This is a genomic window from Cobetia sp. PDI-23MA, assembly GCF_059507735.1.
This window is the reverse complement of sequence record NZ_CM183352.1, coordinates 2,417,839-2,432,864: the sequence shown is the minus strand read 5'-3', so window position 1 is coordinate 2,432,864 and position 15,026 is coordinate 2,417,839. Positions and strand designations below refer to the sequence as shown.

14 protein-coding genes are annotated in these 15,026 nt (G+C 61.4%); 4 read left to right on the top strand and 10 right to left on the bottom strand.

Features of this window, described 5'->3' with window-relative positions:
* Positions 1–20: 20 nt before the first annotated feature.
* From AC5WNJ_RS10265 to AC5WNJ_RS10250, 4 genes are all read right to left on the bottom strand, one after another.
* Entirely contained in the window at positions 21–1,019 is a 999-nt protein-coding gene (locus AC5WNJ_RS10265) for a TRAP transporter substrate-binding protein (RefSeq protein ID WP_176677360.1), read from the bottom strand.
* Positions 1,020–1,186: 167 nt separating this feature from the next.
* A complete protein-coding gene (gene araD1 / locus AC5WNJ_RS10260) occupies positions 1,187–2,200 on the bottom strand; it encodes an AraD1 family protein (protein WP_176677359.1) in 1,014 nt (337 codons plus the stop codon).
* A 10-nt stretch (positions 2,201–2,210) separates the two neighbouring features.
* Positions 2,211–3,383 (bottom strand): L-rhamnonate dehydratase, encoded by a 1,173-nt coding sequence (locus AC5WNJ_RS10255; protein ID WP_024952543.1) that lies wholly within the window; start codon positions 3,381–3,383, stop codon positions 2,211–2,213.
* 60 nt (positions 3,384–3,443) lie between these two features.
* On the bottom strand, positions 3,444–4,472 hold the full coding sequence (locus AC5WNJ_RS10250) for a 4-hydroxythreonine-4-phosphate dehydrogenase PdxA (protein ID WP_176677358.1): 1,029 nt from the start codon (positions 4,470–4,472) through the stop codon (positions 3,444–3,446).
* A 224-nt stretch (positions 4,473–4,696) separates the two neighbouring features.
* On the opposite strand from AC5WNJ_RS10250, the gene AC5WNJ_RS10245 reads away from it, so the two are divergent.
* Positions 4,697–5,425 (top strand): FadR/GntR family transcriptional regulator, encoded by a 729-nt coding sequence (locus AC5WNJ_RS10245; protein ID WP_153636113.1) that lies wholly within the window; start codon positions 4,697–4,699, stop codon positions 5,423–5,425.
* Positions 5,426–5,537: 112 nt separating this feature from the next.
* On the opposite strand, the gene AC5WNJ_RS10240 is transcribed toward AC5WNJ_RS10245, so the two are convergent.
* The 5 genes from AC5WNJ_RS10240 to AC5WNJ_RS10220 form a co-directional block, all read right to left on the bottom strand.
* Entirely contained in the window at positions 5,538–6,161 is a 624-nt protein-coding gene (locus AC5WNJ_RS10240; protein ID WP_495929580.1) for a helix-turn-helix domain-containing protein, read from the bottom strand.
* Between the two features lie 212 nt (positions 6,162–6,373).
* Entirely contained in the window at positions 6,374–6,739 is a 366-nt protein-coding gene (locus tag AC5WNJ_RS10235; protein WP_225346890.1) for a nuclear transport factor 2 family protein, read from the bottom strand.
* A 147-nt stretch (positions 6,740–6,886) separates the two neighbouring features.
* The gene (locus AC5WNJ_RS10230) at positions 6,887–7,159 is read right to left on the bottom strand and encodes a hypothetical protein (RefSeq protein ID WP_225346889.1); all 273 of its coding nucleotides are present in this window, start codon (positions 7,157–7,159) and stop codon (positions 6,887–6,889) included.
* Positions 7,134–8,243: an NAD(P)/FAD-dependent oxidoreductase gene (locus AC5WNJ_RS10225; RefSeq protein ID WP_225346888.1), complete on the bottom strand. Its 1,110-nt coding sequence runs from the start codon at positions 8,241–8,243 to the stop codon at positions 7,134–7,136. Before AC5WNJ_RS10225 ends, AC5WNJ_RS10230 begins: the two co-directional genes overlap by 26 nt.
* Positions 8,244–8,415: 172 nt before the next feature.
* Positions 8,416–10,080 carry a BCCT family transporter gene (locus tag AC5WNJ_RS10220; protein WP_263643032.1) on the bottom strand — a complete coding sequence of 555 codons (1,665 nt, stop codon included), beginning with the start codon at positions 10,078–10,080 and terminating at the stop codon, positions 8,416–8,418.
* A 703-nt stretch (positions 10,081–10,783) separates the two neighbouring features.
* Between AC5WNJ_RS10220 and nhaC the strand changes: the two genes are divergently transcribed.
* The 3 genes from nhaC to AC5WNJ_RS10205 are packed head-to-tail and all read left to right on the top strand — an operon-like array spanning position 10,784 to position 13,822.
* On the top strand, positions 10,784–12,223 hold the full coding sequence (gene nhaC / locus AC5WNJ_RS10215) for a Na+/H+ antiporter NhaC (protein ID WP_176677354.1): 1,440 nt from the start codon (positions 10,784–10,786) through the stop codon (positions 12,221–12,223).
* 2 nt (positions 12,224–12,225) lie between these two features.
* Positions 12,226–13,143, top strand: a complete 918-nt coding sequence (locus tag AC5WNJ_RS10210) for an aminotransferase class IV (protein WP_225346887.1) — start codon at positions 12,226–12,228, stop codon at positions 13,141–13,143.
* A 19-nt stretch (positions 13,144–13,162) separates the two neighbouring features.
* Positions 13,163–13,822, top strand: a complete 660-nt coding sequence (locus AC5WNJ_RS10205; protein ID WP_176677352.1) for a GntR family transcriptional regulator — start codon at positions 13,163–13,165, stop codon at positions 13,820–13,822.
* 9 nt (positions 13,823–13,831) lie between these two features.
* On the opposite strand, the gene AC5WNJ_RS10200 is transcribed toward AC5WNJ_RS10205, so the two are convergent.
* Entirely contained in the window at positions 13,832–14,974 is a 1,143-nt protein-coding gene (locus AC5WNJ_RS10200; RefSeq protein ID WP_495929578.1) for an NAD(P)H-dependent flavin oxidoreductase, read from the bottom strand.
* Positions 14,975–15,026: the final 52 nt, after the last annotated feature.

The following is a 15,026-nucleotide window of genomic DNA, read 5'->3' as shown; positions in this document are numbered from 1 at the left end:
GGCAAGTCAGGCGAGCCTGATCAGTGGGCGAGAGCGGCGTCGATGCGTTCCAGCAGCTCGCTGCCGTGCTTGGCGGTGAACTCGGCGCGCACCGGCTCGGCGACCTTGGCCCTCATGCTGGCGGTATCGGGTTCGCGCACGACCTGCATGCCCTGTTCCTCGAGGAAGGCCAGATCGCCCTGTTCATTGTCATGATTGAGCTGGCGCTGATAGCGGGCCGCTTCGCGGGCTTCTTCCTTGATCAGCGTCTGAAGTTCGGGGGCGAGGCTGTCGAACGTCTGCTTGTTCATGATCAAGGGCGCGGCGGTATAGGCGTGCGCGGTCAGTGACAGATGGTCCTGCACCGAATACAGGTTGGCGGAGCGAATCAGGCTGACCGGATTCTCCTGGCCATCCACGGTGCGGGTTTCCAGCGCGGTATAAAGCTCCGCGAAGGGCATCGGAGTCGGGTTGGCACCGAGGGCCTGGAAGGCGGCGATATGCGCCGGGTTCGGGGTGGTGCGCAGCGTCAGGCCGCTGATGTCCTCGGCGGTCTCTACCGCGCGGCGCGAGTTGGTCAGGTTGCGGAAGCCGATTTCCCAGAAGGCGAGGCCTTCGATCTGTTGAGGCTGCATGGCAGTCAGCAGGTTCTGACCGACCTCGCCGTCCAGTACCTGATAGGCCTGCTCGCGGGTATCGAACAGGAAGGGCAGGTCCAGCACGTTGAGTTCGCTGACCAGACCACTGAAGTAGGGATTGCCGGAGAGCTCCAGGTCGATGGTGCCGCTGCGGACACCGGAAATCATCGCCTGGTCATTGCCCAGCTGGCCGTTGGGGAAGATCTTGACCGTCAATTCTCCCGCGCTGCGCTCGGCGAGACGTTCGGCGAAGCGCTCGGCGGCCAGATGCTGCGAATCGGTGACCGGGTGGGCATGCGCGAAGGTCAGCGAGGTAGCGGCAGTGGCGGTGCCTGTCATCGCCAGGCTGAGTAGGGCGGCGGACAGGAGGGTGGCGGTGGTGTGGTGGCGTGAGGTTGTCATGGCGAAACCCTTTTCTCGTTATTGTCGTGATGCTTAGGCGGCGTGTTGACGCTGGTGCTGCTGTTGGTGCTATTGGTACTGCTGGTGCTGCCGGGATCAGGGCCGTGTGATGGCGGGGTTCTCAAGACCCTGATCCTTGCTCTACTTCTTGTGCTGATCGGCAGTGTTTACAGCACCGCCATGGCGGATGGCTGTTCCGCTTGGTTGTCGTGGGACTCGAACGCGACCGGGTTGCGCAGTGCGCGCCCGAAGGCCGGCAGTTCGATCTCGAAGCGGTCTCCTTCCTGCACCTTGATCTGATCGGCGAAACTCAGCGTGGCAGTGCCGAAGAAGTGCACATGCAGGTCACCGGGCGCGCGGAACTGGGCGTACTTGAAATGGTGGTGTTCCAGGTTGGCCAGGCTGTGGGCCATGTTGGCCTCACCGGTCAGGAAGGGTTTCTCCCACAGGGTCTGGCCTTCGCGGGTGATGCGGCTGGTGCCTTCCAGGTGCTGGGGCAGTTCGCCGATCAGCAGCTCAGGTCCATAGCTGCAGGCGCGCAGTTTGGAGTGGGCCAGCCACAGATAATTGGCGCGCTCGGTGATGTGGTCGGAGAATTCGTTGCCCACGGCGTAGCCGATGCGGTGCGGCTGGCCATTGGCATCGTTGAGGTACAGGCCGACCAGTTCGGGCTCCTCGCCGGCATCCTCGGCGAAGGCCGGCACGCTGATCGCGGTTTCCGGCGCGACCACGATGCTGCCGTCACCCTTGTAGAACCATTCCGGCTGCGCGCCGACCTGACCCGCGGCGGGCTTTCCGCCCTCGAGGCCCATGCGGAACATGCGCATCGAGTCGGTGACGTTGGCGTCATTCTCGCTCTGTGCCTGGGCGGCGGCATGCATGGCATCGCGGGTGTCAGCGCTGCCCAGGTGGGTCAGGCCGGTGCCGGTGACGGTGCAGCGCGCGCGATCGGGGTGGGTGACCGGCGGCAGCAGTTCGCGGCGATCGATCGCCTGCTTGTAGTCGACCAGGGTGTGCGAGTAGTGCTGTTCGATCAGCGCGCTGAGCCCGATGCCCAGCTCGATGGCGCGGGAGGCCAGCTCATAGGTGCCACCGGGGAAGTCGAGCAGGCGCAGCTGGTCGCGGCTTTCGACCACGGCGACCCGCGGGCCATTGGCGGTGCGAAGTTGGACGAGTCTCATGATGGCTTCCTCACTCGATGATGTTGAACTGATCGAAGTAGTCGCTGTTCAGCTCGAGGCCCAGCCCCGGGGTCTCTTCGTCGAGGTCGATGAAGCCGTTCACCGGCTCCGGGTCACCCTTGAAGATGTAGTAGAAGAGCTCGTTGCCGATCTCGACATCATGCACCGGGAAGTACTCGCTCATCGGGGAGGCCAGTGAGGCCATGGTCAGGTGGTAGTTGTGCATCTGGCCGGCGTGCGGGATGACCGGCACGCTGAAGGACTCGGCGAGGGCGTTGATCTTGCGCGCGGCGGTGATACCACCGACCCGGTTGGTGTCGTACTGGATGACGGAGACGGCGCGCTTTTCCAGCAGCTGGCGGAAGCCGTAATGGGTGAATTCGTGCTCGCCGCCGGAGATGGGAATGCTGGTCAGCTGATTGAGTTCGGCGTAGCCATCGATGTCATCGGCGATCACCGGCTCTTCCAGCCAGCGCGGCTGGAAGCGTTCCAGCTTCGGCAACATGCGCTTGGCGTAGTCCAGGTTCCAGCCCATGTAGCACTCGAGCATCAGGTCGACATCCTCGCCGATGACTTCGCGCACGGCGGCCACGCTATCCAGGTTGGCACGCACGCCCTCGACCCCATCACGCGGACCGTAGCCGAAGCGCATCTTCATGGCGGTGAAGCCTTGGTCCAGATAGGACTGGGCCTCTTCCTGCATGCCCTTGAGGTCGGTGCGGTAGAGCTTGGAGGCGTAGCAGGGGATCTTCTCCTTGGTGCGCCCGCCCAGCAGCTTGAAGACCGGCTTGCCGACCGCCTTGCCCATGATGTCCCAGATGGCGATATCGACGCCGGAGATGGCGGCCATGCCGATGCCCTTGCGGCCCCAGGCGTGGGTGGAGCGGTACATGCGCTGCCACAGGTATTCGTAGTCGAAGGGGTCCTGACCGATGATCAGCGGCGTGAGGTATTGATCGATGATCGCCTTGGCGATGCGCGGCGCCAGCGCCACGTTGCCCAGCCCGACCAGGCCGTTGTCGGTCTCGATCTCCACCACTGTCCAGCCGTGGAAGCGGAAGGTGCCCATCGAGTCGCCCTTGTCCCACAGCTCGTCCATGGCGTTGGAGCAGAAGTGGGCGGTCGGAGGGACGGTGTGGCCTTTCCATTCGAAGACGCGGGTTCTGACGTTGGTGATCTTCATCGAATTATCCTTGTTGTGGATGGCGTTGATTCAGGTTCATGAGCGAGAGGCGCAAGGGCATCAGGCAAAAGCGGTCTCGAGACGCAGTGCACGCAGGTTGGTGCCCATGCGCTTGGCGATCGCGAAGGCATTGCGGGTCGGGTTGACGTCCGCCTTGCCAAGGCCTGCGATATCGAAGGCGGTGCCGTGGGCCGGCGTGGTGATGGGGATGGGCAGGCCGCCCTGGACGGTGACGCCGGATTTGAAGCCCAGCAGCTTGATCGCGATCTGCCCCTGGTCGTGGTACATGGTCACGATGGCGTCGTACTCGCCATCTCGCGCCTTGATAAATATGGTGTCGGCCGGGAAGGGGCCTTCGACCGGGTAGCCCTGTTCATTGCAGCGCGCGACGGCCGGCGCGATGACGTCGATTTCCTCGCGGCCACAGGTGCCACCTTCGCCGCCGTGGGGATTGAAGGCGGCGACGGCGATGCGCGGACGCTCAAAGCCGGCCAGTTTCAGCGAGTCATGAATCAGCTGGCTGGCGGCGATGATGCGCTCCTGGGTGACGTACTCGGCGGCGTCCTTGAGCGGAATGTGCGATGAGATGCGCGAGGTCCACAGCGTCCCCAGGGTGTTGAACTCGCAGAAATAGCCTTCGACTCCGAGCTTCTCGGCGAAGAAGTGCAGCTCGTCCTCATGGCCGAGGCCACCTTTCTTCATCGACAGCTTGTTGAGCGGCGCGAAGCAGATGGCGTCGACTTCCTCGTTCTGGGCTGCTTCCAGGCAGCGAGACAGCACCGCGAGGGTCGAGGCGCCACAGGCGGCGCTTTCCTCGGCCAGCGTCACGTCCTGCTGGGCCACGCTTTCCACCAGCATCAATGACAGGCCTTCATGCTCGCGGGCCTCGGCGAAGCTTGCGACGCGCGGCAGCTGGGTGAAGAGACCGGCCTGGCGTTGGCCCTGCTCCCACAGCCACTGATCGCCGACCAGCACGCTGTGGGTCTCGGCGAATTGCTCGGGTTCGGCGACCAGGCGCGCGATCAGCTCCGGGCCGATACCGGCGGGGTCACCAAGGGTAAGGGCAATGACAGGGCGTGTTGCTGACATGTGAATTCCAGCCTTGTGAGAGTTGGCGTTGTTGTTGGTTTCTTCAATCAATTCGCACTTTATGGTCTGCTGGTTGGTTTACCGGACCAGTTGAGATAAAAATTAGCCGAGCCCACGCTGATCGGTCAAGGTTTTCTCGAAAATTGCGACCATGGTCGGTTTGTGGATGCGTGATATGCGGTTGTCGGTTATGCTGGTATGAAATATATACCAGTGGAGGCTGCATGAAGCAGACGCCTTTCGCCTTCGAGAAAGCGCTGAAGAATCAGACCAAGAAGGAAATTCTCGCCGACAAGCTCATCGAGATGATCCTGACGGGGCTGCTGCGCGATGGAGATGAGCTGCCCAGCGAGCGTGAGCTGGCACAGTTGTTTGAAGTGAGTCGTGAGACCGTGCGCGGGGGGCTGGCGCTGTTGACGGGCTATGGCCTCTTGAATGTCTCGCACGGCAGCAAGTCACGCGTCTGTGCCAGTGAGGCCGTGATCGACAGCTTCCGCAATCATCCCGCACGTCAACAGGGTGATGAGCTCAACAACCTGGATATCGAGAGCGTCTTCGAGAGCCGGATCGTGGTGGAATCGGCCATCGCCCGCCGCGCTGCGCGGCACATCGATGAAGCAGGGCTCAAGAAGCTGGACGCCTTGCTGGAAGCCCAGTCACAGCACTTCGACTCGCCGGTGAACTTCCAGCTCTCGGATCAGAACTTCCATCACGTCATCGCCGAATACTCGCGCAACGAGATCCTGATCCGCTATGCCGATGAGCTTTATACCTACGCGCTCAACATTCGCCGCCAGGTCATGGCCGAACACGGCTCGATCAAGCGCAGCTATGAAGAGCATGTGCGTATTGTCGAGGCGCTACGTGCCGGTGACCCGGATGCTGCTGAACGCGCCATGCTCTCGCATATCGATAGCGTCTATTACACCACGCGCGACAAGATGCCCCATTGAGAGAGGAGATGAACCAAGAGGGCCATGAAACAGAAGGGACATGCATCAGCGGGGTGTATATAAGTGAAGGAAAATAAAATGGCGCGAACAAGCAGCCCCTGAGCGCGCTGCCTCAGTACTCCACGCCCGTCATCACCCAGACGATGCGGGTCTCGGTCTCGCCGGGATTGCGAATCCAGTGGGGTTCTTCCCCGGTGAGCGAGAAGCTGTCGCCCGGGTTGAGCAGGAAGACCTGTTCGCCGAGGGTCAGCTCCAGCTGGCCACTTTCCACATAGCCCGCTTCCTCACCGCGCCGCTCACGCGGTGTCTCGCCGCCGCTGCCACCGGGCTGCAGGCGGGTCATGATCAGGATGAGCTGACCGCTCAGGCGAGGGGAGAGCAATTCTTCCCGTGCACCGATGGTGCCAAGGTTCATGGCGCGGCGCTGATCCGCGCGCACGATAGTTTCCTGCTCGGCCGCCGAGTCACTGCCGCCCGGCTGGAAGAACCAGCTGACGCGCACGTCTAGGGCGTCACTCAGCGTCTGCAACACTCCGATGGGCAGCGAGGAGACGCCACGCTCCACCTGGCTCAGGTAGCCGACGGATTTGCCGACTTGGCCTGCCAGTTGGTTCAAGGTCAGCTGGCGGGACTTGCGCAGGTCGCGCAGCTGCCTGCCGATACGGCGGTCTTCCTGTTCTGCATTGCTTAGTGTGCTGTCGGTTGATGCCTGTGAGGAGTCTGTGTCCGTGGTCATCCGGTTTCCTCTTGGCAATGGGAACTGGCGGTCAATGAGTGGCGTTTCATGTGGATGAAAAGCATACAGCGGTTTTCATCAGCAAGATTATCAGCATGCGGCGTCAAGAGATAAGCCTGTGTCGTTATCAAATCGTCGTGTCGAGATAGATGTTGATACGCAAAAGGCCAGTCATGATGACTGGCCTTTTGCGTATGCGCTGCGCGTTACCCTCAGGCAGCTGGAGTAAAGGCCGGTCGCTGCTTGCGGAAGGCCTGTTTGCGGGTGATCTTGCCCTTCTCGATGGTGAAGAGATCCACGCTGTCGGCTTCGACACGCTGGCCATCGGGCTGGGTCGCCATGAAGGTGCATTCGGAGACGACGCGCTGATCGGCGAAGAAGAACTCGCCCTTGGCCCACTGCACATCGGGCATTGTCGTCCAGGTATTCACGAAGGCGTCGCGCACGGCGGCTTTACCGACGATACGCGTGCCGTGCGCCTCATCGCCGGACACGGTGTCGAAGACCACATCGTCGGCGAAGTACTCCATGACCTCATCGATGGCGTGGCGATTGAAGGCGTCGAACATTGCGGTCATCTGTTCACGATTTATGGTGCGTCTCTCTGGTGCTTGCATGCCGCAAGAGGCATGTCAGTGGGAGGTGTCGCGACGGCATTGGAGTGCGCCGCGGCGTATTGAGAAGTGATAGAGGCGATCAGTGGCGGAACTCGCGCGGGGCGTTACTCAGCTCACCTTGTCCAGCACCTGGAAATACTTGTAGAGCAGGTGTTGGCCCATGCGCCGGATAGGTCTGAGTGGATGGGCGGGCAGCGGCGAGTTGAAGATCGGCAGATGGGCCTCCGGCAACGACTGCCCGGCGATCAGCGCGGCCAGCTGCTTGGAGGCATAGGCCGAGAACGACACGCCGTTGCCGCTGTAGCCCTGGGAGTAGAAGATCTGCTGCTTGGGTCCGGCTGCACGATGCGCGGCATCATGTCGTGGGAGATATCCATCCATGCGAGAACCACGGCGTCTCGATGCCGGCCAGCGCCGGGAACTTGCGCGCGATGGCCTCATGCACCACATCCAGATGCCGGGCATTCTGCGCATCCGCGCCACTGATGGCGCTACGCGTGCCGATCTGCAGGCGTTTCTCGGGTAGTAGGCGATAGTAATAACGCAGCTTGCGTGTGTCCGTGGTCAGGATGGTCGAACGCAGGCCACAAGCCTCGATCTCATCGTCGGTCAGGGTGCGCGTCCACACCGAATTGGCCATGATCGGCATGTTGCGATAGGCGGTCAGCGAGTGAAGATTGGGGCTGGTATAGCCCACCGCGCGCGCCTTCACCGTGCCACCCGGCGTCTGCAGATAGTGGATGCCGTTCTCGGTTGTCCAGTGCTGCACCGGGCTGCTGGTGTGGATTCTGGCGCCATGGTGGCGCGCGATACGCGCGTAGCTGTAGGCCAGCTTGAGCGGCTGTACCGCGATGCCTTCAGGCTCGAGCATCGCACCGTGACTCTCCTGATCGCCCATGAAGTCACGATGCACTGACGCGCGGTCCAGCGTTCGGGTCCGGTAGCCGAGGATGTTGTTGCACAGGCGTGATTCGGCCTCGAGATGCTGCATGGCCTGCGGACTGTGGGCGATCAGCAGATTGCCCAGTGGCTGAGGCTCGCAGTCCACCTCCGGGTCCTGGGTCAGGGACTTGAAGACCTCGAAACCCTCCAGGCTATTGGCGTGCAACTGGCGCGCCATGTCGACGCCCCATTTCCTGACCCACTGGCTGCGACTCAGGCGCCCCCAGGCCAGATGGCCCTGGCCGCCATTGCGGCTGGTGCAGCCCCAGCCGATCTGATTGGCCTCCAGCACCACCGCCTTGATGCCATGCTCGCGCGCCAGGAACATCGCCGTGGCAAGGCCGGTGAAGCCGGCACCGATCAGCACCACGTCGGCCTCCATGTCGTCAGTGACCGGGCCATCATTCTCTGGCGGCGGCCCTGCGTGGTAGCGCCAGTAGCTCGGCGCATAATCCACTCCTTCGCCTGGGGAGCTGTCCTTGAGAGGGTCGTAGTGAGGGTTGTAAGGCTGCTTGACAGTCATCGTGGGTCACCATCCGTCTTGTTGTTGGCGATCGTTGTCATTGGTGATCGTTGTCATTGGTGATCATTGTCATTGGTGATCATTGTCATTGGCGATCAATGGCGGTGTTGGTTCGTGCGCGTTGCGCTCGGGTGACTTGCCTGCTCGAGTCGACGTGAGCCCGTCATGCCGTTTAGGTCGCGCCCGGGATGGGTTGGCTTCCCGACCCCGGGAGGGAGGGCGGCGCGGGCGTACTAGCTGGCGTGGTGGGTGAGACAGCACTTGGGGCTTCCGGCTCAACGGCTTCGGCAGGCAGAGGCTTTACCTGAGGGGCCGGCTGCATGGCCGTCGCGGGCTGTTCATGGGTCGCCTTGAGCATGCGATAGACCGAGAACATGTAAGCGATGCTGACGAGGAAGAAGGGCGCGCCGACCACGATCGCCAGGCACTTGATGGCGGTGAAGCCACCGGCGAGCTGGAAGACGATGCCGGTGACGCCGATGATCACGCCCCACAGCAGGCGCATCAGGATCTTCGGGTTCTCGTTGCCATTGGAGACCTGCATGGCCGAGAAGAACGAGGCCGAATCCGAGGTGGTGACGGCGAAGACGATGATGTTGAACAGCACCGCGAGGCACAGCCACCAGCCGCCGGGCATGCTCTGCAGCAACAGGTAGATGCCGGATTCCGGATTGCCCTGCACGCTTTCCCACAGCGGTACGATCTGATTGACCTCGGCATAGCCGGCCGAGCCGCCCCAGATGCTGAACCACACGATCGACAGCAGCATCGGCACCACCACCACGCCGAACACGAATTCGCGCAGGGTGCGGCCGCGGGAGATGCGCGCGATGAAACCGCCGCAGAGGGGGATATAGGAGATGTACCAGAGCCAGTAGAAGATCATCCACCAGCCCACCCACTCACGCTGTTCGAAGCTGCCCGCGTCGGTCCAGAACTGGTTGACGAATACCGAGCCGAAGTAGTCACCGAACTGCTGGGTGATCATGTTCAGCAGGTACTGCGCCGGGGCGTGACCGAAGGCCAGCAGCGCCAGCAATATGGCGCCGGCCATGATCATGTTGAGCAGGCTGAGGTACTTGATGCCGCGCCCGATGCCGGTCGCCGCCGATGCCACGTAGGCGATGATGATCACCAGCATCACCATGGCCTGACCGAAGGCGCCGAACTCGAGTCCGAACAGCACCTTCAAGGCATAGCTGATGGAGGTGACGCCCAGCCCGATCATGGTGGCATTGCCGCCGATGGTACCGATCACGCCAAGCCCGTTGGCAAGCTTTCCCCACAGACTGCTGTTGCAGCGCTCCCCCAGAAGACCATATAGACCGGTGGCGACCGTCAGCGGCTGCCCGAGGCGATAGGCCGGAAAGGCGATGGCCCAGGCGGCCACGGCAAACAGTGCCCAGCCATTCATGCCCCAGTCCATCAGGGTGTTGCGGATCGCGGTTGATACCCCGGCCTGCTGGCCGACCTGATTGAGGTCCTGCACATGCGAGGAGGTGTAGAGGTGCGTCAATGGCTCGGCGACGCTGAAGAACACGAAGCCAATGCCCAGCCCGCAGCTAAAGATCATCGAGATCCACGCCACATAGCTGAACTCAGGACGTGAATCATCCGGCCCCAGGCGGATGCTGCCGAAGGGGCTGAGCAACAGATAGAAGCTGAAGATCAGCGTCGCGGCGACCCCGAGCACGAAGCTCCAGCCGAAATTGAAGATCAGGAAGTCACGTATGCCGGACAGCGCCGCGCCGGTCTGCTCCGGCGCCGCCAGGGCGTAGATCATGATCAGGATATATGCTGAGGACGGGCCAGAACAGCCCCTTGTCGTAGTCGCCAAGCAGACCGGATGAGCGCGGAACGCCGTTGCTAACAGCGCGCTCAGCCGCTGCGGGGTTGCGTGTTGCTGTCACTGGGGTGCCTCCAGGAAGGGGCCCTGATGCTCCACGCCAGATCTCGTCAGACACCTGACAAGCCGACAGGAATATCGAGAGCAGATTTTATTGTTGTCATGGGAGCGGGGGCTGGGACGTCGCCCTTCATCGAACCGGCTAGGTCCCCATCCATCGTCAGTGAATGCGCTGCAGCTGATACAGCACTCGATGAATCTTCTCGCGTCACAAATGAAAATAGACGGCGAGTAAAATCGTTCAAGTGAAATTTTTTAAGTATTTTTTCATTCACATGTAAAGCGTTTGGCTGCCGTCATTAACATCTTGAAATACAGAAGAAATAACGCCGATGCGCAGCCTGACCCGATGGTGGCAGGCCAGAGAACAGAGGCAGGAGGGGGATAGAGAGCGGAGTCGAGAGGGGAGTAGAGGTAGGAGCAGAGAGGGGGCAGTAGAGAATGGAGCAAGAAAGCGAAAGGCAGCCAAGGAGTAAGCCAATGGCATGAATCAACAAGGTCAGCATGCTTCGAGCCCCTCATCACTCCCTGATGAGGGGCTCGAGTCTATGGGCTCACACAAGTTGCTTGCGCCTCTCGGGAAGGTCGGTATAGAGTTAGTGTGTACTGTATACAATTCTAAGAAGGTGCAGTCATGACAACTGAAAACCCCTCCGTCCCGGAGTTGAACGGGGCATCCCTGTCGGGAATCTTCCTGGCATTCTGTCTATTGATGTCCAGCGTCCTGCTGCTCAAGGTGCCGGTGGCACTGGCGTTGTTCGCTGCCTGGTTCCTGCTGATGCTGTGTGGCTGGATGTTGAAGGTGCCGTACCCCAGCCTGCAGGCGGGCCTGATGAAAGGCATCATGCGTGGCATGGAAGGCGTGCTGATCATTACCTGTGTGGGCGCGGTGGTCGGCTCCTGGATCGCGGGTGGCATCGTGCCGACCGTCATCTATTACGGCCTGAGTCTCGTCCACCCGGGTACCTTCCTGCCCATCGCGTTTCTGGCCTGCGCCTTGACCAGCCTGGTCACAGGTACCTCCTTTGCCTCGGTGGGGACTGTCGGCGTCGCGATGATGGGCGTCGGTGCGGGGTTCGAGATTCCGCTGCCCTATGTGGCAGGGGCCGTGATCTCTGGCGCCTATGTCGGTGACGCCATCTCCCCGCTGTCCGACACCACCATCCTGTCGTCCTCTCTGTGTGATGTCTCCCTGATCGATCACGTGCGCTCCATGGCCTGGGTTGGCTTGCCTGCCGGTGTGCTCGTACTGGGCGGCTTCTACCTGTTGGGCATGGATTCCGCGGCATCAACCCAAGCCATGCAGTCCGCTCAGGTGATGTTGAGTGACCTGGATGCCCTATTCGTGATCAGCCCGATGTTGCTGTTGCCGTTGTTGATCACCCTCGGTCTTCTGATGGCACGCAAGCCCGCCATTCCGGTGATCGCGATAGGGGCCTTCCTCGGTGTGCTGTGTGCCTGGTGGGTGCAGGGCGCAACGCCTCTCGAAGCTGCCATGTCGCTGTATCAGGGCTATTCCCAGACCTTGGAAGGCTCCACGATCGGCGGGATTCTCAGCCGCGGCGGCATCCAGTCCATGTTGCCGGTGGTCGTCATCGTCATCTTCGCGCTCGGACTCGGCGGGCTGATGGAAAGCCTCGGCGTCATCCGTTCGGTGGGCAATCGTCTGTCGCGGATGGTGAAGGGGGACGTCAGCCTTACCCTCATCACCGTGACCTGCGGATTCTTCGGCTCAGTCTTCGGTGGCGCCGCCTATGTCTCGTTGTTCACGGCCTCGGCCATGACTCGCAATCTCTATGAGCAGCAGGATATCGAGCGACGGGTGCTCTCGCGCAATTGCGAGGCCGGTGGCACCTTGTCCTGCCCGATGATTCCCTGGACCAGCGGTGCTGTCTTCATGGCGGCCACCACCGGCGTGGCGACCCTCGATTACCTCCCGTACCTGTTCTATCACTTCGCCTTCATGGCTGGCTGTCTCATCAGCGCCATGACCGGGCTCGCGTTCTGGAAGGGGCGCCGCGCCCTGAATTCCGCACATTCCGTCACAACTTCACCTCTTTCTCAGGAAGCTTGATCATGGCCATGTCCACTATCAGTTCTCAGGCGTATGTCTCCGATCCGCGCAACGATGACGTCCTCATCTACGTCAATGGCGAGTTCAAGAAGCGCAACGAAGCGACGGTTTCGATCTTTGACAGTGGCTTCGTGCTCGGGGATGGCATCTGGGAAGGGATGCGTCTGATCAATGGCAAGCTGTTGGCGATTGATGCGCATATGGATCGTCTGTTCGAGGGCGCCAATTCGATCGATCTGGACCTTGGCATGAGCCGCGCCGACATGATCGGCATCATCCGCGAGACGCTGCGCGTCAATGACATGCACGATGGTGTTCATATCCGTCTGATGGTGTCGCGTGGCTTGAAGAGCACGCCCAACCAGGACCCGCGCTTCGTGCTCGAGGGCCCGACGGTCGTCGTCGTGGCGGAATACAAGAAGATCGATGTCGAGCGCAAGCAGAAGGGTATCAAGCTGTTCACCTCGACCTTCCGCTGCAGCACACCGGATGTCTTCGACCTGCGCCTGAATTCCCACAGTCGTCTCAACTTCATCCAGGCATTGATTCAGGCATTGCACGCCGGGGCGGATGAAGCCTTGATGCTGGATAGCCGTGGCTTCGTGGCCAGCTGCAACTCCACCAACTTCTTCATCGTGCGCAAGGGTGAAGTCTGGACCTCCACCGGCCTTTGCAACTTCAATGGCCTGACCCGCAAGGCAGTGATTGACCTGGCGGCCAGCAACGGCCTGGTGGTGCGGGAAAAGGACTTCACTTTGGCTGAAGTGTATAGTGCCGAAGAGGCCTTCGTGACCGGTACCTTAGGCGGTCTGACCCCCGTCGTGTGCATTGATGGTCGCACGATCGGAATAGGGGAAATGGGGCCGGCCTATCGGCAGTTGAATGCCTTCTATGAAGCCTATCTTGAGGAGAGCAAGTGACCAGAGGGATTCGCAAGGCATGAACGATTTCAGCAAGCTGCATCGCCCTGACACCCTGTGGTCGGGCGTGGCTGAGCAGATCCAGGACCTCATCGCGTCGGGCACTCTTGTCCCGGGCATGAAGCTCACTGAAGCCTATCTCTCCAAGGCACTCGGCGTCAGCCGGGTGCCGGTACGAGAGGCCTTGCGCCATCTGCTGAGTACGGGGTTGCTGGTCAGTGAGCCCTACAAGGGTGTGCGAGTCCGTCATTTCGATCATGCCCATCTCGCCCAGTTGTACGCCTATCGCGCGGGGCTGGAGAGAATGGCCTTCAATATTCTCTGGCCGATCAAGACCGTGCAGATGACTGACGAGCTGATTCGGCGTCAGCACGCCTTGAGCGACGCCATCGGGCGGCGTGACAGTGAAGGCGCCATCATCGCCGAGCTGCATCTGCATGGTTGGTGCCACGAGGTCTCGGGCAATGAATTCCTGTTGGCGGATTGGGAGCGTATACGACCGCACCTGCAGTGTTATTTCGTGCTTCACCAGCGGGCCCATCAGCGGCCCGGCCCATCGCGTGAAGCCCATGACCGCTATGTGGCGCTTGCCACCGGTGACTCGCTGCCGGACATGCTCGCGCATATCGATGAGCATATGCACCAGGGCATGAGCAAGGTGCTGGAATTGGTCGAGTGAACGGGTGACTCAACAGCGTATCGCCGGACATGTCATCGCCTGGCATGCCCTGTGGTATTCCTCTCCCAGCGTTTGTGTAAGTTGGCCTGCTGGCATTGCCCTGGCCAGCGGGGCCCCTTGCCCCGCCCATTGCGCCCCGAAACCGGTTTCCCCTTTTGATCTGGCTGCGGCGTTGAGCGCCTTGCCTGCCGCGTAGCTCAGAGGATAGTCCGGTGGGGTGAGGCGTGAAGGCTCCTCCATCAGGCTGGCGAATCGGTTGGCGAGAATGCGCGCGGGACGGCCCGAGACGATCGAGGTCATTCGCGTGTGATGCGCTGCTGGCCCGGTGAGTGCGTCTCGATAGGCGTCATCGGCGCTGGATTCCGGGCAGGCGATGAAGACGGTGCCGAGCTGTGCCGCCACGGCGCCACATGCGAGAGCAGCGGCAATGCCCGCACCATCCATGATGCCGCCCGCGGCGATGATCGGCAGGTGCGTCTCATGTACCAGCAGCCGTGTCAATGCGGCAGTACTCAGCTCGGCATCTGCGGCTTGTGGATCGAACATGCCGCGATGTCCCCCGGCTTCAAACCCTTGCGCCACGATGGCGTCCAGACCAGCTCGTTCAATGGCGATGGCTTCCTCAAGGCAGGTCGCCGTTGCGAAGAGCGAGATGCCCGCTGTCTTCAAGGCAGCAATGGCCTGCGAAGAGGGGAGTCCGAAGTGGAAGCTGACAATCGGCGGACGAGTCTCGAGTAACATCGCCAACATGTCAGGATCATCGGCAAAGCTGGTATAGAGCGCATCGAGCTGGGTAGGAGGCTCTGTGTCGAAGGCCTGGAAGTGAGGGGTCAGCCATTTGAGCCATTCCGTTTGACGTTCTGTGTCATGAACGGGGGCCTGATGCACGAAGACATTGATGTTGAAGGGCTTGTCGGTCAGTGACTGCAACTCTTGGATCATGCGGCGTGCGCCTGCTGCATCAGTGGCTCCTGCTCCCAGCGAGCCCAGTCCACCGGCATTGCAGACAGCGGCCGCCAACTGTGGAGTCGTGACCCCGGCCATCGGGGCCTGGATGATCGGCAGCTCGACACCCAGCAGCTCGCCCATGGACGTGCGTTTGCTGTCGGGGTTGAGGCTGATTGAGCCACTGCTTCCCGCTGCTTGCTGCATGGTGTTCTCCTCAAGCCTCCAGGGTGTATGGCCTCATCGTACGCTTGGCGCA